The sequence below is a fragment of the Streptomyces sp. NPDC047085 genome (assembly GCF_040643735.1).
Lineage (GTDB): Bacteria > Actinomycetota > Actinomycetes > Streptomycetales > Streptomycetaceae > Streptomyces.
The window spans coordinates 453,957-473,884 of the sequence record NZ_JBEYUW010000002.1 but is presented as its reverse complement, the minus strand read 5'-3'; the positions used below and the strand labels follow the sequence as shown (position 1 = coordinate 473,884).

General features: G+C 69.0%; 7 protein-coding genes. 3 read left to right on the top strand and 4 right to left on the bottom strand.

The genetic code is table 11. The features are described from left to right. Positions 1 to 202 precede the first annotated feature (202 nt). The gene (locus ABZ865_RS07800) at positions 203 to 1,060 is read left to right on the top strand and encodes a helix-turn-helix transcriptional regulator (protein ID WP_361225533.1); all 858 of its coding nucleotides are present in this window, start codon (positions 203 to 205) and stop codon (positions 1,058 to 1,060) included. After that, entirely contained in the window at positions 1,057 to 1,242 is a 186-nt protein-coding gene (locus tag ABZ865_RS07795; protein ID WP_361225530.1) for a DUF397 domain-containing protein, read from the top strand. Before ABZ865_RS07800 ends, ABZ865_RS07795 begins: the two co-directional genes overlap by 4 nt. A 114-nt stretch (positions 1,243 to 1,356) precedes the next feature. On the opposite strand, the gene ABZ865_RS07790 is transcribed toward ABZ865_RS07795, so the two are convergent. The 4 genes from ABZ865_RS07790 to ABZ865_RS07775 form a co-directional block, all read right to left on the bottom strand. Then, on the bottom strand, positions 1,357 to 2,607 hold the full coding sequence (locus tag ABZ865_RS07790) for a hypothetical protein (protein ID WP_361225527.1): 1,251 nt from the start codon (positions 2,605 to 2,607) through the stop codon (positions 1,357 to 1,359). 67 nt (positions 2,608 to 2,674) lie between these two features. Then, on the bottom strand, positions 2,675 to 6,688 hold the full coding sequence (locus tag ABZ865_RS07785) for a DNA methyltransferase (RefSeq protein ID WP_361225524.1): 4,014 nt from the start codon (positions 6,686 to 6,688) through the stop codon (positions 2,675 to 2,677). Next, positions 6,688 to 9,651 carry a DEAD/DEAH box helicase gene (locus tag ABZ865_RS07780; protein WP_361225519.1) on the bottom strand — a complete coding sequence of 988 codons (2,964 nt, stop codon included), beginning with the start codon at positions 9,649 to 9,651 and terminating at the stop codon, positions 6,688 to 6,690. Before ABZ865_RS07780 ends, ABZ865_RS07785 begins: the two co-directional genes overlap by 1 nt. A gap of 33 nt (positions 9,652 to 9,684) precedes the next feature. Then, positions 9,685 to 15,978 (bottom strand): protein kinase, encoded by a 6,294-nt coding sequence (locus ABZ865_RS07775; RefSeq protein ID WP_361225516.1) that lies wholly within the window; start codon positions 15,976 to 15,978, stop codon positions 9,685 to 9,687. 205 nt (positions 15,979 to 16,183) lie between these two features. Between ABZ865_RS07775 and ABZ865_RS07770 the strand changes: the two genes are divergently transcribed. Further along, entirely contained in the window at positions 16,184 to 19,915 is a 3,732-nt protein-coding gene (locus ABZ865_RS07770; protein ID WP_361225513.1) for a sigma-70 family RNA polymerase sigma factor, read from the top strand. The last annotated feature ends 13 nt before the right edge of the window (positions 19,916 to 19,928 follow it).

The window sequence follows — 19,928 nt, the reverse complement described above, 5'->3', positions numbered from 1 at the left end:
CGCGCGCTGGCACGTGTGGGACAGGACGTCCCCGCTGCGCCGCTTGGCCCGTCCATATGTGGAGGGCACGGGCTGACACAGCCAGACCTCCGTACGGTGAGTCAGCGTACGGACACGTTCGGTGGACAGTACGAATTCCACTTGGCCACGCTGGGGTTGCGATGGCGGGTTTGGCACGTGTGCACCTGGAGGTGGGCCTCGAATGACGACCGACAACGTCGACCCGGTGGCGGAAGGGGAGTGCGTACGGGAACCGGACCCGTCGGACAGTCTGCGGACGTTCGGGGCGGTCGTCCAGGCCCTGCGCGAGCATGCGGGGCTCAGCAGGGCGGAGTTCGCCGAGCTGGTCCAGTTCTCCAAACACACGGTGGAGTCAGTGGAGTTGGGGAGGCGAATGCCGGACGAGTCCTTCGTGGAGCGGGCGGAGGAGGTGCTGGGGAACACCGGGGCGCTGAGGAAGGCGGCGAAATTTCTGACGCGAGGGGAGGCGGGGCTGGCAGCCTGGTTCCGGCGGTGGGCGAAGTTGGAGAAGGTCGCGGTGAGTCTGTGTACGTATGAGTGCCGGTTGGTGCCGGGGATGTTGCAGTCGGAGGGGTATGCGCGGGCGGTGTTCGACAACAGCATCCCCCTGTTGTCGGACGACCAGATGGAGGCGCAGGTCGCCGCACGGCTGGAGCGTCAGAAGGTGTTGTACGAGCGGGCCCACGTCCCATTCACCTTCATCATGGAGGAGCATGTGCTCCGGCGTCGGCTCGGCGGGACCGAGGTCATGCGGGGCTTGCTCGCCCACGTGCTGAAGCTGAGCGCCTTGCGGAACGTGACGCTCCAAATCATGCCGGTGGACACCGAGTTTCATGGGTGCCTGGATGGGCCGGTATGGCTCCTGGAAACGCCGAAGGGCCAGCGGTTCGCGTACTCCGAAGGCCAGCAGAACGGCCGCCTCATCTCCGACGTGAAAGAGGTGAGCCTCCTCTGCCAGCGCTATGACACACTGCGGTCGCAGGCCCTGAACCCCACGGAGTCACGGGGTCTGCTGGAGCGACTGCAAGGAGAGCTATGAGCACGACGGAACTGGCCTGGTTCAAGTCCAGTTACAGCGGCACCCAGGGTGACAACTGCGTCGAGGTCGCCGTCACCGAACAGGCCGTCCGTGTACGGGACTCCAAGGACGTGACCCGTCCGGCCTTTGCTGTGGGCCGGGACGGCTGGTCGCGCTTCCTGGACTTTGTGGCGGAGGCCTGAAGGCGGCGCGTCACGATGGCAGGCCGGCAGACGCATGCCACCGTGACGCGTAAACCGGCTCTTCGGAGTGAGGGTGTAGTCGGGCTGCACACGTGGCTGACGGTCGGCGCTCTCTCAGCGGTCCGCGTCGCGTTCCTCCTCGTCCCCGAGCAGACGGCGCGCTCGGTCGGCGATCTCGCTGGAGAGTTTGCCCGTTACTGAGCTGGCCCGGTCGAGGGTCTCGTTGCCGAAGCTTATGGCGGCGTCGACGCTTTTTGCTCCTGTCTCGAGCGCCTTGTCCCTCGCCTCCGTGGCCGCGTCCACCCATCGTCTCGCCTCCGATGACAGGCGACCGGACTCGATCCCGAGCCGCCCGTGGAAGCCATGGACGCTGGTTGCGACATGGTTGCTCGACTGGACCAGGGCCGGGGACTTGAACGGGTTCAGCAGCACTTTCGCGTTGGCCGTGCCGGCAGCCACATCCATCCGGGCCACCAGACGCTCGGTGCTCCGCGCGATGAGATCCAGGCGGTTCTGTCGGGCAGCCCGAAGCCCGATGCGATGCTGGTCCAGTTCATGCGGGGACGTGTCCAGCACTCGGTCGAGTTCGAGCACGGCGATCGCGTCCTGCAGTTGGAAGCAGCGAGCCAGCACAGCAAGCCACTCCCGAACCGTGGACTCGGCTTCCTTGGCCGTCGCGGCGAGGTCACCGATCGTGGTCTTGCGCTCCATCTTCTCCGCGAGTGCGTCGAGCTGACGCAGCGCGTACGCCTGGGTGTCTGCGATCGTCGCCGGCGCGGCCTGCACCTTCGACCAGGTGACCTCGGAGACCCGGCCCACCTGCTGTCGGATGGTCATGGCCTCCTCGATGATGAGGTCCACTCCGATCATGCGGGCCACCACAGCGTCCTTCTGGGCGCGCAGCACGTCGTCGACCTTCTCGTCGATCGTGGCGAGGTAGTCGGTGATCTCGTCCATGGCCTGCTGCATCGTGAGCTGGGCCATGATCCCCGCGGCACCAGACAGAAGCGCCGGGTTGGTCAGGAACGAGCCGGCCCCCTTCTCGATCTGGAGCCATGACTTGATTGAGCCGCGTTTCCCCGCCATTGCGTGGCTGATGCCTGGCGTTTTGGTTTCCGTCAGCCCGAACTTCTTGACACGCTGCGCAGACTCCTTGGTCAGCTTCACCCAGCGACCGGAGCTGGCGGCAATCTCCGAACCTGCCTGAGCGGCTGCGGCCCCGGTACCGACGACGAACTTGAGGCGTTGCACGCCGAGGTCCTTCGACGGCAGTCCCTCCGAGAGGAGGAAGCGTTCGACATCCGTCGCATTCCCGATGACCGCCAGCCCATCACCGTCACTGATCAGCTGAATCTCGTTGTCCATTGCCCGCTCCTGAAGTGGCTTCTCGCAGTTGAGGGTGGTCGGCGTGCGCGCGGCGACCGCCGGGCGGTCAGGCAGGGTGCCGAGGGCCGTGGCCCGGGGGCGGGGTGAGGGTGGAGGTGTAGTTCTCGCCGTCCACCAACGGGTTCTCCAGATTGACGCCGGCTGCGGCCATGCGGTCGTACTCGGCCAGGATCAGTTCCTTGGTGCGGTAGGTCCCGTACTTGGCCTCGTCCTTGCGCTTGACGATGGGGAAGGTGTCGAGGATGTAGTCCACATCGTCGCGGGGGATGCCGTAGAGGTGGAAGAACAGCGCGTCCAGCTCGGCGCGGATGATCGTCCGGCGGTCCTCGTCCCAGCGGAAGGGTACGCCGGTGTCGCCGAGGTCGCGAGCGAAGGGGGCCATGTCGTCTGCTGTGTAGGCGAGTTCAAGGACACGCGGAGTGATGAATGACGATTGGGGCAACAGCCCGGCGCGAGTCGGGACGGGAATCTGCTCGAAATAGTTAAAGGTCAGGTTCACCCCGCCGAGCTTCTGCCGGAGGGAGTAGTCGCAAGCAAACGAAGTTAGAGCGGACTGGAGAAAGTGCGCGTCGCCAGCCAGCAGAAGTGGCGTACTGTGCCCAACAGCTGATCGCGGAATTGACGCCAGGATTACCGTGCGCTCGTCCGTACTGCGGCAGACGTTGCGGAAGCCCATTAGCCAGTCGTGGCCCCAGGACTTTCGGGTGAGCTGGGCCTCGACCTCGCGCTCGGCGACCCAGTAGCGGGGGAGTACGGACCTCGTGCGGTCCTGCTTCTTGGGGAGGGTGAGGTCGCGGGTGGAGCCCTCTGGCTCGTAGGTTGCCCAGCGGTGGTCGTAGTGGTGGAGCATCTTCGCTTCGTAGAGCGGGAGCATGCGGGCGGTGCCGCGGGTGAAGACGTTGCCATCCAACTGCCAGCCCTCGGCCTCCAGCTCCTCGTGGGTGTGGAAGAGGTGGGAGTCGTTCGACATGTGGAACATGGTCATGAACGACAGGCCCCAGGGGTTGCCGTTGGGGTCGCCCTCCTTGATGAGCACCGGGACCCGGCGGTAGATGCCGAGGGTGATCTCCGCGTCACGGCGGGTGCGGAAGACGGGGCATGTTCCGGTGTTGGGGTTGAGGAGAGTGATCTCCTCGGGGGTGAGGGTGAAGCGCTTGCCGGGGCCGTCGAGTTCGGTGGTGTCGTGGAGGAAGAAGGCGAAGCTGGCGGCAGGTTCGCGAACCGCGCGGCCGGCGAGGGTGAGCAGGCTGAACTTGAATGAGCGGTGCACGCCGGGGAAGAGCGGCGCTGCGTTCTCGAAGTCGTACAGCGAGGCTAGGGAGCCGTGTTGGACGAGGTCCTTGAAGAAGAACTGGGTGGTGGCGTCGGTGGCGATGCCCGTGGGTACGATCACGCCCGTACGGCCGCCGGGGCCGGTGAGGTTGCGGTCGGTCTCGGCGAAGACGGCGTAGGTGTTGATGTCGCCCCGGCCGGTGAGCGGGTAGCGCAGTGAGGAGCGCAGGAACTGGCTCTCGCCCTCGGCGCGGCGCTTGGCCTCGCCGAACTCGGCGAAGAGTTCGGGGTTGGTTGTCGGCAGGGTCGCGATGAGCTTCTTGCGGGCGGCAGCATTGGGAGCGTTGGCGATGGCCGCGTCGCGCTGAGCGAAGAACTCCTGTTCCTGGAGCTTGATGCGCTCCCACGGCGGGTTGCCCAGCAGGCAGGAGAAGCCCCCAGCCCAGCCGAGGGACGTGTCCACATCGGCGTCCGTGGCTGCGGGGACGTGGAAGACCTCGGGGAACTCCAGATGCCAGTGGAAGAACCTGTACTGCTGAGCGAGACGAATGATCTCCTCGTTGGTGGTGGCGGGGATGCCCGCACCAGGGCTCTGGATGTCGCGGAAGATACCCTCGGTGACGGGAGTAGGCGCGACCTGAACCTTGGGCCACACGAATGCCGCGCACCAGGCGTCGGCGATGTGCAGTGAGCGCAGGTAGTCCGCCGACTGCTCCAGGTCACGGAACCGGCTGGACTGGAGCCGGACGTCGCGCAAGGTGTCAGCCGACGCCGCGGTGATGTCCCGCAAGCTCGCCGCGAACGCCGCGTTCGACACCCAGATGCGCTCCTCCGTGTGGAAGCTCAACTGGCCGCCGCGTTCCGCCGCGTTCCGCTTCTTGATGGCGGAAGCGATCTTCTTGTCGTCGCCCTCGATCGGCTTGAACGCGTCGTCAGGGATGCCCTTGGCCAGCAGTGCCGGCGTAGCCCCGATGAGCGCGTTGCCGTGCTTGATGTGGGCGTCCAGGAAGCCCAGGGGCTTGCCCGGTTCCAGGGCCTCCAGCCACAGCGACACCTTGGCCAGTTCGACGGCCATCGGGTTGAGGTCCACGCCGTAGATGCAGCGCGCGACCACCTCGTGCAGCGCGTGCCGCACCGCGTCGATCGTCGGCTCCGGGTTCTGCTCCCGCACAGCGGCCACCCGCTTGGCGATTCGCCGTGCCGCAGCCACCAGGAAGTGACCGGATCCGCAGGCCGGGTCGCAGACCGTCAGGTTCAGCAGTTCCTCGACGATGGCCGGGCCCGGGTCCGGCTGGCCTGCGCGCGTCGCCTGGATCTCGCCCCTCTTCACCGCGTCGTCGATTACCGGGTCCAGCGCCGAGTCCAGCAAACACTCGATCAGCGAGGACGGGGTGTAGTACGAGCCCGTGGTCTTACGAGCGTTGCCCGCCAGCTCGACCAGTTCAAAGGTGCGCTCGGTCGCGTTGTGCTTCGGGACCAGCTCCAGCAGCGACTCGTAGATCGAGCCCAGCTCCTCCGCGTCCAGGTGGCGGTAGTCCACCACCCGATTGCGCTTGCTGGTCGTGTCCCGGACGATCGACAGCGCCCGCACCGCCTCCAGCAGAGGCTCGTTCGACAGGGACAGGCCGTGCAGGAGCTTGTCCGCCTCCGTGTCGTCGAAGATGCCGCCGAGGCCCGGCAGACCCAGTTCCGGGAGGCCGTCGTCGTTCCCGAGACCACCCAACACGAAGCGCAGCGCCTGGTACAGGTCGCCGTGGGCCGTACCCTGACGCCGCTGCGCGTGTCGGCGGAGGCGGGCCGAGGAGAAGTACGCCGCGTACCGCTCCTTCGCCGTCTCACCCGCCGACGGGGACAGCAGAACCTCGCGGTCCTCGGCCACGAACAGGAACAGGAGCCGGTAGACCAGGCGCAGCAGCGCGTAGTGGAAGGTCTTGACCTCCAGGGTCTCCCGCAGCTCCCGGTTGTCCGGGTGCTTCAGGAAACCCGTGCCGAGTGTTGTGATTGCCCGCTGCACGCCCTTCCTGAGCTGGTCCAGCGCACGCGTTCCCTGCGCGATCGCCTCCGTGCGCCACTTCTCCAGCCAGCACGTAGCCGGCGCCGCGTCCTCCGCGACCTCGAACCGCGACACGTGCAGCAGCCGGTACAGCAGCACGAACTCGCTGAACAGCTCGCCGTCGAAGATCGCCTCAAGGTCGAACTCGACGTACGACGCCGTCGCCAGCGCGCTGGAGTCGCGCAGCAGACGTATCTGACGGCCGTTCGTCAGGACGCCCCACAGGTGGGCCTCGGTCCGGTTCAGGCACTCCTGGAGCATCGACTGCGGCGGCACCGTACCCGCGCCACCGGGACGCTTGTCCAGGTTGGCGTTCCACGGCACCTGGTGGATCAATGCGTGCTGCCAGCGGTGGGAGACCGAGAACCGCTTCTCCGTGTCCGAGTCGGCCGTGACCCCCTCTCCACCGATCGGTGTCAGGCGGCCGAAGCCCAGCTCCCGCCACAGCGGCGACAGCCAGTCGGCGACCGCGCGGCCCGTCGGGTCGGTCGCGGCCAGGCCCGTCTCCCCGTCCTCAGGCAGGTGCTTGCGCAGCTCGCGCCAGAGCGGCTTCAGGTACTCCCAGCTGCGCTCGGCCTCGTCGCGGACCGAACGGGACGACGGCAGGCCGTAGTCGGCGGGCTTCGAGCCCGGGACGTCCTTGCCCTCGGAGATGCGCAGCAGCATGTCGGCCGGCAGCAGACCTCCGACTGTGTGGACGGCGGTGAACACCTGGTTGCGAGTCGTGGCGGACATCAGGCGGACGCTCCAGAGACAGCAGCAGGGGCGGGGGAGGAAGCAGAGGGGTTCGCGGGCAGGTAGAGGTACGCGCCCAGGACGTCGGCCGGCTTCTGGGCCGTCACCGACAGGCCGCGGACGATCTCGCCGGAGGCCTGGCGCACTCGGCGGTGCGAGGAGTCCAGCTCGGCGGCCAGTTCCTCGCCGTACGACTCCAGGTGGCCGTACACATCGGGGAGTTGGTCGAGGACCCGCTGCATCATGCGCTCGCCGAAGTGCGGGTCCGTGTTCGCGGACGCCGTCACGTCCAGCAGCGCCCCCGCGCGCTCCTGCGACAACCACACCGCGTTCTTCGGGGAACCCTCGAAGGCCAGCAACCGCGCGTCCTCCGCGACCAACTGCTTCTCACCGCTCCGCGACGGCAGGGTCAAATGGAAGCGGTAACGGACCAGCAGCAGCGTCGTACGCGTCGACACCGCATCCGTCGTCACCACACCGCAGCGGCGAGCCGGACGGGCGCCGTCCGCCTGGGCGTCCAGCGCCGCGTTCAGGACGTGCGACGCCAGCGCGCCCACCACCGGGTCCGTCCGTACCAGGGCAGCCTCACCCCTGGGCACCGCCGGATCGCTCCGGAACGGAATCGGGCGGTCCTGCTCGATCACCTCCCCGCCCACAACCGTGGCCAGGGCGTCCCGCAGACCCGCCGGTGTCCCACCCACCTGCGCCGTGAAGTCGACGGCGCCCACGTCTCGCAGAACCGCGCCCAGCGCGCCCAGCGACTCCCGTGCGAAGGTCTCCACCTCGCCGGTACCGCCCAGCGCCTCCCGGATCGCGGCTACCTCTCGCGCCACTTCCTCCGGGTGGATCGATCGCTGCGCGAACCGCGATCGCGACGCCTTTTCCCGCTCCGCCGCCGAATTCCAGTCGCTGTCCAGCTTGGCCGTGCTCACCTTGAACGCGTCCGCGCTGAACAAGGCGTCCTCGTTCTCGCGGCCACGCATCAGCAGCCATTCCACGATCGCGTCCGTCACGCCCGTGGACAGCTCGTCCGGGACCGACACCGAGATGCCCAGGTCCTTCTTGATCTGGCGGTGCTTCTTGATGAGGACTTCGAGGACCTTGCCGTCGATGCCGTTGTCCTCGCCGTAGAGGGTGATGACGCGGACCTCGTCGCGGCGCTGGCCGTAGCGGTCGACGCGGCCCTCGCGCTGGTCGTGGCGGGTGGGGTTCCACGCGAGGTCGTAGTGGACCACCGCGTCGAAGTAGTGCTGCAGGTTCACGCCCTCCGACAGGCAGTCGGTGGCGATCAGCACCCGGCGCGCGGCGGCGTCCTCGCCGGCCTCCGTCGCCAGCGCCTCGATGTTGTCGATGCGCTGCTGCGGTGACAGCTCGCCCGTGACCGCCTTGACGACCGTCTTCGCGCCGAGCGGGCCGCGCTTCTTCGTCTCCGGGTCGTTCGACAGCTGCTCCGCCAGGTACTTGGCCGTGGGGATGTAGCGGCAGAAGACGATCGGGTTGTAGCCGTCGGCCAGGAGCGACTTGAGGTGCTTGATCAGGGCCTTGAGCTTGAGGTCCTGGGTGGGGCCCTCCAACTCAGCTGCCCGGTCCGCCAGTTCGGCCAACCGCGAGCGCGGGTCGCTCTCCTCGGTCTCCGCGCCCGGCGCTACGTCCATGCCCTCCATGGAGTCGCTGTCGGCGGCGTCGCTGTTGAGCGGAGCCCCCAGCTTGTCGGCTTCCTCCGCCGAGGACGCGATGGCCGCTGCCGACCGCGTCCGCAGCGTCTGCGCCGCCGCACGCGGCGAGGACACCAGCGAGCGCAGCAGCGCGATCGCCGACCACCAGGCTATTCGGGCCTCCCTCCGGCCCCGTCCGTCCGCCTCCTCCACCCGCTCGCTCGCGTAGGCGATCGCGTCGTCCAGCAGGGCCCGGTACTCGGGGGACAGCTTGTACGTCTCGTCCTTGAAGTAGCGGTCCGAGGGGAACGCGGTGCGCTCGGCGAGGGAGTCGTCGGCCAGGCCGTCCTCCTTGGTGAGGTACTGGCGTACGTCCGCGCGCTTGCGGGCCACGAAGTGCTGGGCCAGCAGCTTTCGGCCCGCGTCCGACTCCAGGTTCACGTGCGCCAAGTCGGGCTTGACGAGGCCCAGCAGGTTCCGGAACGCGGACTCCTTGCCGCTGTGCGGCGTCGCCGTCACCAGCAGCAGGTGCCGTTCCGCGTCCTCGGCGACCCGTCGCAGCAGCTCGTAGCGCAGCTGGTTCTGTGTGCCGGTCTTGGTGTCGTCGGCCGCCACGCAGGTGTGTGCCTCGTCGACGATCACCAGGTCGGGACAGTGCCGTACGAAGTCGTCGCGGTGGCGGGTGGACTTGATGAAGTCCGTGGAGACGATGACGTTCGGGTAGCGGTCGAAGAGGGACTGGCCGAGGTCCAGGCCTCGCTCCAGGCGCGTCACCGTCGACGACAGCACCAGCTCCGCGTCGATGCCGAACTTGCTGCGCAGCTCCTGCTGCCACTGTTCCGCCAGCGCGGGGGAGCACAGCACGGCCAGGCCCGACGCCTCGCCCTGCGCGAGGAGTTCGCTCGCGATCAGGCCCGCCTCGACGGTCTTGCCGATGCCGACGTCGTCGGAGATCAGCATGCGGACCGTCTTCTGACGCAGCGCCATCAGGAGCGGGACGAGCTGGTACGCGCGCGGCTCCACCGCGATGCCGGCCAGTGAGCGGAACGGACCGGCGCCCGAGCGGAAGCCGACGCGCAGGGCCGTGCGCAGCAGCCCTGCCGCCCGCTGGTCGCCGAGATCGCTCGGCTCCGGCGCGGCGAACCGGGCCTCCTCGACTTTCTCGAACGCCGGGAAGACGGCGGCGACATCGTCGTCCGAGCCACCCAGCGGGCGCAGGACGAGCAGGTCGGGCTTGCTCTCGGGGAGCACCACCCATTCGCGGCCGCGGGCCTTCACCAGGGAACCTGCGGAGTACGTGAGTGCCATGTGTGTTTTCGAGTCCTCAGGAGAAGCCGGTCGTCAGTTGGCGGACGGCGTGCCGAAGTAGCGGGCGTTGGCGGCGGCGATGGCGTCCCAGTCGTCGCCGCGCGGGAAGCGGACCACGTCCCAACTGGCATTGAAGAGGCGGTCCTCGGCGTCCTCGTCCCGGAAGGTGTCCTGCTCCTTGTCGGACGTGTCCACGAAGACGGCCACGTTTCCGCCCGGGAGCCGGTACACGAAGTCGGGCATCGCGTTCGCCTCGGTGAGGAAGGGTCCCGCCTCGTCCGGCAGGTTCAGTCCCCGTGCCTTCGCCCAGCCCAGGAAGTCACCGCGCGCGGCCAGTTCGGTGGCGGCCGTCGCCTCGACCGTCGTCGGCGCCGCCGGGACCTGGTCGAGCAGCCGCCGGTATTGCTCCGACCGGGACTCACCGCGCGACTCGCGCTCCGCCGTCGCCGTGGCCAGCCGTACCAGCAAGTGCTGTGCGGCATGGCGGTTGATCAGCGCGTGGTCGAGCTGGTTGCCGTACGTCAGCAGGCACTCGTAGCAGCCCAGGGCGCACGGGCGGTTCGGGTGCGGGCCGCCAAGGTCGGTGCCGTCCGCGTCGAAGTGGCAGATCGACAGGGCGTACCGGGCGGCCTTGGCCAGGGCGTCCGGCTCGGCCTGGAGGCGGCGCAGCACGCCCGCGCCGCCCTCCGCGGCCTCCATGAACAGGAACCGGCCCCACGGTCCGCCGTCCGGCGGCAGCAGTTCGCTGGACAGCTCGGCGTCCTCCAGCTCGAACGCGGCCTCGATGCCCCGCTCCAGCGCGTACATGAGGGACAGCGCTTCGGGCTCGGGCAGGGCCTCGTCCAGCGTGACGACGAGGATGTTGCGGCGGTCCTCCACGTACGGGATGACCCGCTTCTTGCGGCGACGCTCCTTGCCGTCCTCGTCGACCACCGGCAGCTCGCTGGAGTCGCCGGAGGCCTCGGCGGCGTCCTTGTCGTTCATCCAGCGGCCGTCGGCGAGGTCGAGCCAGTAGCCCGCCGGCTCGTCCTTTTTGGCCCGCACCCGACCGATGTTGGTGATGCGGACCGTCGCCGAGTCGCCGTACGCCAGGTCGGCTAGCGGCGCGCCCGAAGCGTCGGCGACCGACGCGTTGAGGCGACCCTTGCGAGCACCGTGGTCGTGGAAGCGGTACGACGTCTCCAGGCGGTAACCCGCCCGGCGGCGCTCCTCCTCGTCGGAGGAGATCCGCTCGCGGCGCGTGGTGTACACCGTGTGCAGTTGCAGCAGGCCGTGGGTCGCCGCCCCCAGCGGCTCATCGCACATCTGGCAGCGGTCCTGGCGTTCGGCCGGGTCATGGTGGTAGCCGCAGTGCGCGCAACGGCGGGCCTCGCTGGTGGCCAGGTCACCGGAGGAGTCCGGCGGCAGCTGGATGCGCGTCACCTGGTAGCGAGCGCCCTCGTGGTAGATGAGCGCACCGGGACCGAACTCGCGGATTGCGAGGAAGCGGGGCCGCTGGAGGTAGTCGCCGTCGCCCCGGCGACGGCCGATGGTCGGGATGTAGGCCGCCAGCGGCAGGCGCGGGAAGCTGTAACCCGGCAGGAAGCCCTCGGAGGCCAGGTAGCGGTACGGGTTGAAGTCGGAGAGGACCGACTTGCTGTCGGCACTCTCGTTCATCAGCAGGTTCAGCTGCGTTTCCGCTTCGCGGCGGCGGGCATTCGCACGGTTGCGGTCGCTCTCGGTCAGGCTGTAGTCGAGGCGCCGCTTGTTCTGTATGTACTGGTCGTCGAGGGCGGCGCGGAACAGCTGCCGCCACCGGTCGAAAGCTCGGTCGAACCGCTCCGGTACCGTCCGCACCCGGTCCTGGATCCAGTCGTCGTGCCACCAGGTGGTGTCGACGAAGTCGGGCAGCAGTGGCCCCAGTACGCGCTGCGCGGCATCGACGGTGCGCCGCTGAGCGCTCTCGTCGAGGGAGGCCGCGAGGATGTCGGGCTGAAGCTCAAGGGCCGGGTTGGGGCGGTCGCCGGTGTCCGGGTGCGACACGTCGAGGACCTCGGGTATGGCGCGTCCCAGCTTCAGGCCGGCCTCGGCGATCCATATGCCCTGCAGGTGGGAGAGGACGAGGTCCTCGTTGGCGAGATCCAGGCGTGGCGGTGCGACCGCGCCCGCCACCATCCGCTCGGAACGGCGGAAGTAGTACTGATCGTGGCTGTTGCCCGTCGCGCAGTACGTCGTCACCAGTGCGGGCTGCCCGCTGCGGCCCGCGCGGCCGGAGCGCTGGGCGTAGTTCGCGGGGGTGGGCGGCACGTTGCGCATCATCACGGCGTTGAGGGAGGAGATGTCGACGCCCAGCTCCATCGTCGGGGAGCAGTAGAGCAGCTTCAACTCCGCTTTGCGGAAGGCCTCTTCGCGCTTCTCACGCTCCTCCGGAGCGACCTGGGCGGTGTGCTCGCGCGCGAACAGGCCCGACAGCGCGCTCGCCGCCTCCTTGTACAGATCGCGGAAGAACGTGTTCACCCGCGGACCGTCGCCGCTCTGGTAGGTGCGCGTCAGCGGGTCGTGTGTGCCCGTCTCGCCCTTGCCCGCCCGCCAGATCAGCGACTGGGCGGCCACCCGGTAGCCGGTCGCGGCAGGTGCGCTGGGCCTGCGGTAGCGGCCCGACGGCCTCGGGGCCTCGGCCACCTCCTTCACCAGGTCCGCCTTGGCCAGGACCTTCAGCAGCTCCTCGATGACGAGCTGCAGATCGTCAGGGGAGAGCTTCTTGAACGAGCTGTCCGCGCGCTTGAGGTACTTGCCGAACTTGCCGCGTGCGGAAAGGAACAACGCCGAGCGGTCCATACCGGGACGCGACGGGTGCGGATAGGCGGTGCCGACGCGCGGCCGGTCGGAGGCCGCCAGTACCCACGGGTCCACCAGCCGTTCCTCGCTCGCCCGCTGCAACGAGTCGAAGTCGTCACGGAAGTAGGCCACGTCGATGGCGAGCGAGCGGCGCATCTCGTTCAGCAGCGCCTTCATGATCTCCGCACGCAGCGCGGGATCGGCGTCCCGCAGCGCCGCGTGGGTGTGCGCCCAGCGGTCCTGCTTGCCCGCGACCCAGTCCAGGTCCTCGTAGTCGATCTCCAGCAGACCGGTCTGCTCCAGGTTCGGCATCGTGATGCGCCAGCCACGCTCCAGATCGAGATAGAGCCGGAAGGCGATCACGTCCCGCAGCGTCTTGGCCGCCGCCTTGGCGAGGGACGGCGGCTGGTCGCTGTCGCCCGTGTAGTCGGCGGGCTCGATCGCGAGCGCGTTCGTCACCGCCGAGGCCAACTCCTCGTGGTGGACACCGTCCTCGCCCGCGTCCAGCGCGGCCCGGTACAGCGCACCGCGCAGCTGCGTGATCTGCACGAAGTCGTTGAAGTGGCCGGCCTGGAGGGAGGCGTCCTGACGGTTGTCCACGAACGTCAGGAGCTTGCGCGCGTCCTTGTCCAGTGCCTCCTCGGGCACCGACTTCAGTGACCGCACGACCGACGCCGAGATCAGCGACGTCGCCGACGACCGGCCCTCCTGGTCCAGCGTTGCCAGCTTCGCGAAGTCCCGGCCACGCGTCTGCTCGTACGCCACTCCGCAGTGGAGGCAGAACAGGAACGGCGAGGGCACGAAGGCGGCCTGAAGTTCGCCACGGCCCTCGTAGCCGAGTGGGTCCACCGTGACGGCGCGCGGCACCCGGTCGCGGTACGCCTTCTTGACGACCTCCTGGCCCTTGTCGTCCAGCTCCAGCCAGGACTCCGGCAGCCGACGGTCGTCCACGGCGTACTGGACGCTGGACGGCCAGGCCCGCTCGTGATCGACGTAGAGGTAGCCATCGCCCTGACGTCCGCCCGTGGCCGAGGTGTCCCGGCGTGCCTCGTAACGGACTTCGCCGTCCTTCTCGTTGCGCCAGACCGTCATGTACTCCTGGCCGCACTCCCGGCAGAAGGCCAGCGGCATGAGCAACTTGCCCCCGCTGCCGGGCTGTTCCAGCTGGTAGGAGCGGGTGAGGTGACGGGAGAGTTTGTCCTCCAGAGTGACGTACACGGTGTCGCCCTTGGAGAGGAACTGGTGCAGCCGGAAGGCGAACAGAGGACGGTCGGTGACCGGGTGCCTGGCCTGCGAGCCGGCCTCGAGGGTCGCTTCGATGGCCCTCACGCAGTCGTCCTTGGCGACCCCCGACCGCTCGGCCAGTTCACGCGCCGCGACCTCGATCTTCGTGGGCTGCCGACGCACCAGTCGGCCGGTCGCTTCGTCCGTGGCAAGTCCGAAGCGCGTTTCGATCCAGCGAGCGAGGGGGTCGCGCACCAGATCGTCGTACGCGCGGGGGGCCGCAGGCGACGTCAGACGCTCGGCGGGGACGGCCTCCGGCGCCTCGCCGGTCGCGCGGACCAGCGTCTCGCCGATGACGTGTTCCGGGCTGACCGTCGTACCGAACAACGTGCTCGCCACACCCGCGACGACCCGCTTCTGGTCCTCCACGGTGCCCTCGGTCGACATGGTGGCCGAGGTACCGATGCACTGCACGTGCGGAGCCTGGCAGGCCTCGCGGACCCGGCGGATCAGTAGAGCCACGTCGGCGCCCTGCCGGCCGCGGTAGGTGTGGAGTTCGTCGAAGACCAGGAACTCCAGGCCCTTCGCCATCTTGATGAGGCTGGCCCGGTCGGCGGGCCGGGTCAGCATCAGCTCCAGCATCACGTAGTTGGTGAGGAGGATGTCCGGCGGGTTGTCGCGAATTTCTTTGCGCTTCTCGTCGTCCTCCTGACCCGTGTAGCGGGCGAAGGTGACCGGTTCTCGGCCCGAGCCGTAGCCGTCGCGGAGGTACTTCTCCAGTTCCTTGAGCTGGCTGTTGGCGAGCGCGTTCATCGGATAGACGATGATGGCGCGCACCCGCTTCTGGGCCTTGGGGCCTTCCGTATCCCGCTCGTGCAGTACCCGATTGACGATCGGCACGATGTAGGAAAGCGACTTGCCCGAACCGGTGCCGGTGGTGAGCACGTACGAGGCACGTCGGTCGGCGGCCTCGATGGCCTCGCGCTGGTGCTGGTGCAGGGTGAGCGGCCGTCCGTCCGGGACCGTGCCACCCTCCGTCTTCCCGGCTTGGAAGATGCGGGCGCACTCGGGGTGCAGGACGTTCTGCCCGACGAGTTCCACGACCGTGCCGCCGCTGTGGAAGAACGGGTTGAGTGACAGCCAGGGATCGGGCCACTGCGACTTGTCGTCGAGGTCCTTCTCCACGAACGCGGCGACCCGGTCGTCGCGGATCACGGTGCCGCCCTCGGTGAAGGAGCGGTAGTCCTTGATGAGCGCACGGTGCACGCCGAAGACGTCCATGGCCGTGCCGGAGGCGGTCACTGGGGTCGGCCGCGGGGCGGGTGCGGACGAGGGGGCGGCGGTGCGGCTGCCGGAGGTGGGCAGGGGCAGCGTCGGGTCGAGGGCGCTCCAGTGGGGGAGCTGAGGTGCGTTCGGACCCTGCACGGCCAGCGGGAGCAGCGCGTCGCGTACTTCTGCCGCCTCCGCGGGGCGGTCCGCCGGATCCTTCGCCAGGAGTCGGCCGACGAGGCGGATCAGCTCGGCGGGTATCTCGCTGCGGATGACGGCGAGGGGCGTCGGTTCGGTCTCGAGGTGCTTGTGAGCGAGTTCGTAGGGCGACTCGCTCGTGAAGGGCGGTACGGCGACGAGCATCTCGTACAGCACGCAGCCCAGCGCGTACAGGTCGGCGGCCTGGGTGATCTGCCTGGCCTTGAACTGTTCGGGAGCCATGTAGCGGGCGGTGCCGACGCTGACACCCGTGCTGGTGAGCCGTGCCTCGTCCGGGTCGTCGACGATGCACCCCATGCCGAAGTCGAGGACCTTGATGGTCCCGCCCCGCGTCAGCATGACGTTCGACGGCTTCAGGTCGCGGTGGACCACGCCGGCGGCGTGTGCGGTGGCGAGGCCGTCGGCGATCTGGGCGCCGATGGCAGCCACCCAGGAGATGGGCAGCTGGCGTTCCTCCTCGACGAGGTCGCGGAGCGTCTCGCCGTCGAGGAACTCCATGGCCAGATACGGCAGTCCACTGTCTTCGGTGACGCCGCCGGCGATGAGCCGTGTCAGGTTCGGGTGGTCGAGGCGGCGCATGATGCGGACCTCGCGGGCGAAGCGGTCCACCGCCTTGTTGTCTGCGCCGGTGTCGATCAGAGCGCCCGTACGACTGCGCAGGATCGTCTTCACGGCGACAACGCGGTCGACACTGCCCTCCGGGGCCTGGAGGTCCTCGGCCCGGTGAACCTCCCCCATGTTGCCCTTGCCGATGACCTGCCCGATACGGAATCTGGCATCGATGAGCTCGTGGCCCACGGTCGCTCCTCTGCCCTCTACTCACCGTCCCACAAAGGGACTTGCCCCCTGTATATGCCACCGCTGTGCTCAAGTTCCATAGCGGAGCGTGCTGTTGCGGTCACCGTACACGAGAGGGGTCAACGTGTATAGCTTTCAGATCTGTTGACACTGTTAACGCGTCAGACCTACGCTCTTGCGTGTAGTTGGTCTGGGGGTGGGCGACATGGGGCATCAACCCGTCGGTGCGCAAGGGGTAGCCGTCACAAGGGCGGCGCTGACCGAGCTGTTGGCTCGACTTCGGCGTGCCGCCGTGGACGGCGTAGTGCCGGATGAGGCGTTCGCTGCGCAAGCGCATCAGCTTGGACTGGGTGATGCCGAGCGGGAGCGGCTGCGTGAGGAACTCGCCAGGCTGGGAGTGCCCGTCGAGAGGTCGGTGGTGCATGCAGACATCGACCGTCCGGATGTGGAAAAGGTTGCATGGAAGGGTGGAGAAAATGTGTTCGCCCGTCTCGCGCCGGTGCGTGCGTTGCTCCTGCGCTATGCCGATGACGACGGGTATGTGACGACGCGGCTGATGGACGGCGTGGTCCGACTGGCCGGTCTTGACCGGCAGGAGGAGACCGCTCTTCGGGCGTGGGCCAAGGTGCGGGACGACAGGAACGTCCCTGGGAACGAGGGTGACGAGCGGTCGACCGGGCCAGGGTCGTCGTCGACGGTGGTGACACGGGGTGCAGCCGTCACAGCCGGCGGCGTTGCGGCAACCGCAGGTGCGGACGAGGAAGAAGTGCCGGACTCGATGGTGACCGGAGCGGTCGCCGACGCTGTGAAGGCGGCCCTGGCAGTCCTGCGTGCCGACCGGTTCGAGAGACGCCCTGAAAATCGTCTGCTGAGTGCAGAGGCCGAGGTTGGGCTCGCTGTGCTGATACGAGGGGGAGCCGAGCGGATCGGGGCGGAGCCGAGCGAGGATGAGCTGAAAACGCTGCCCCGGAGCGACCTCAGGATCCGGGCCCGGGACTGCCTGGTGGTCCACAACCTTCGTCTTGTGCACTCCCTGATACGTCCGTACCTGGAGCAGGGCTTGGACTACGACGACCTGTTCCAGCATGGCTGCCTGGGGCTGATGAAGGCATCGCGGAAGTTCGACCCGTCCAAGGGCTACAAGTTCTCGACGTATGCGACCTGGTGGGTCCGGCAGTCGCTCGGCCGTGGCGTGGACGACGAGGGCGCTCTCATCCGGATCCCGGTTCACATGAAGGAGCAGATCCGGAAGGTGGCGCACGCCGAGCGGACTCTTGCCGCGCAGGGGAGGCCGGCGACCGCGGCCGACGTGGCGGTGTTGTGCGACCTGAGCCTGAAGAAGGTGGAAGAGGCGCGGCGGCTGAGCCGTCGGACCGACTCTCTGGACCGTGTCATGGGCGACGGGGCGACCCTGGCGGACTTCGTGGCGGAGACCCACACCACGCCGTCGCTGGAGAAGCAGGTGGTCGGTGCCCTGTACGTGGACGATGTGCTGGCCGTGGTGGACACCTTCACCGAACGGGAGGCGCGCATCCTCGTGCGCCGTCTCGGCCTCGACGGTGACGAGCCGTCGACGCTGGACGACCTGGGACGCGAGTTCGGTGTGACCAGGGAGCGCATCCGGCAGATCGAGGGCAAGACCAAGCCGGTGCTGCTACTCCGGTTGCGCGAGGCGGGCCTCGTCAATCTGGACGCCGCGTGTGAAAGGGCCGAGCGCGAGGCGGAACGAGCCGCCCAGGCCCGGAAGGCTGCTCGTATCGCTCGGGCCACGCACGCCGCCCGCACCGCCCGGGTCCGGCTCGCCCTTCGCAAGGCGACGGCGGAACACCTGGTCCTGGTACGCCAGAGGCAGGCGGACGAGACCGCCAGCACACCCGTCGTCGGAACGGAGCCGGCACAAGCGGGCGCGGACAACGCGCTGACCGACTCCCCCGCGGAAGCCGACGCGACGGCGGAACCGCAGGGCACCGGGGCGACGAGCGTGCAGGAGCAGGCACGAACCGAAGCGGCCGGCGACGCCGAGGCGCAGCGGGAAGCCCTTGCCGCCGACTGGGAGCGCGCCCGTCGCCTGGCAGAGGCACCCGTCGACCAGGACCGGTGGCTCGTCGACTACGCCCGGGCGGCGCTGGGCAACGACGACCTCACCGACCTCCTGGGACAGCCGGCTGATGTCGTGGCGCGGGACGCCCGTAACGGCCGACGCCTGTCACGGCCGGTGCTGACAGCCCTCGAAGTGCTGCGGCGCGTCTTCGACGCCCTCGTCACGGCCGGACAGCAGCCGGGTGACTTCTTCGACCGACCCACGGAAGCGCTCGTCGGTGCCACGCCCCGCGACTACCTCGTGCGCCGGCCGCTGACGAACCGCGAGTCGCGACTGGCCGTACGGGACGCGCTGCGGGAGTTCCTCGCCGTCGCACCCGCCGAGACTCGGCATCCGGACACGCAAGAGGTGGAGGAGGAAGCCTCTGCGGTGGTTCCGCCAGGTGCGCAAGCACAGCCGGAGCCGGTCGCGGACACACCGGTGCCCTCCCCGTCCGCCGGCGCGAGGGATGCGGACACCGAGTCGCCGCAGGCCACCGCCGACTGGGGCAAGGCGTTGGCGCTGACGGAGCCGCCGCTGGGTGGGGGAGTGGCCTGGCGTGCCGAATACGCACTGCTGGCGCTCGGGCACCTGCAACTGTCCGTGCTCCTCGGCACGCCGGCCGCCGACGCAGTGGTACGCGCGGCACGGCACCGGGGCACTCTTGACCGTCCTGTCGTCCAAGCCCTCGAGACACTCGTGGAGGTCTTCACCGCGGTCAGGAAGCTGGGACTCCGTCCCGAGCACTTCTTCGAGTCGCTCGCGGACAGGCTGGCGGGGGCAACTCCTCGCGGGTACCTGGCCGCCAACCCCCTGGTTCACTCAGGGGCGCGCCTCGCCATAAGCGACGCACTCCGGGAGTTCGTGGCGGCACTGACCGAGCGGGTCCGGAACACGGAGGCAGGGGACGACAGCGACGTCGCCACGACTGCGGTCCCGGCTGACGAGGCAGAGCCAGGGGACGAGAGCCCGGCGTCGGCTTCCGTGGATCCCGGCCCGAACCCCTGGCCGCCGGCCGCCGCTGAGCTGCCGTCCACGGGGGACCACGACGCGTGCGAGGGCCACCTCGCCTCGGTGACGCGGGAACACGAGCGGCGGCGGGACGAGGAGCGGAGTGCCGCCGACGAGCGGGTCGCGGCCGTCCGGACGGAGGTCGAACGTGAACTCGACGCCTGGGAAGAGGTGCTGTTCGCGCGCATGGACGCCCTGCTGCTCCGGCGCGAGCGGCGCATCCGTGCCGAGGCCGAGGAACGCGTCGCGCAGCTGAAGGCGCAGCACCACGCGGCGTACCAGTCGGTGCTGCACAGAGCCCAGAAGGCCGAGGCGACCGCCCGGCCGGTGCAGGAGCAGCGGGACCGGACCGCCGTCCTGGAATTGCGTCTTCGCCAGTACCGCGAAGGTGCCGAGACACGCATCGCGGATCTCGAGTCGCGGCTGAGCGAGGCCAAGAAGGCTGCCGACGAGCGTGAACGCGCCGCCGGCGCGCGGGTCGCCGAGCTGGAGACCCGAGTACGGAAGGCCGAGGCGGCCGTCGCCGAACAGGAACGGGCTGCCGCGTCGGCGCGGGAGGAGTACCGCCAGGGTGCCCGACTGCCTATCGCCGAGCTGGAAGCCCGGCTGCGGGACGCCGAGGCGGCCCTCGAGCAGCGCGACCGGTTCGTCGAAGCGGCCCGCCGTCACGCGGAGGAGGCCGAGCAGCAGGCGGCACAGCGCATCGCGCAGAGCGAGCACAGCGCCTGGCTCCGGATCACCGACCTGCAGACACAGCTCAACGAGGCGCAGGCACGGCTGGCCGCGACGCAGGAAGCGGAACGAAGCCGCGGGCTCCTGCGCGACCGCTGGCGCCGGTCCTCCTGAGCCCGACGGCCGC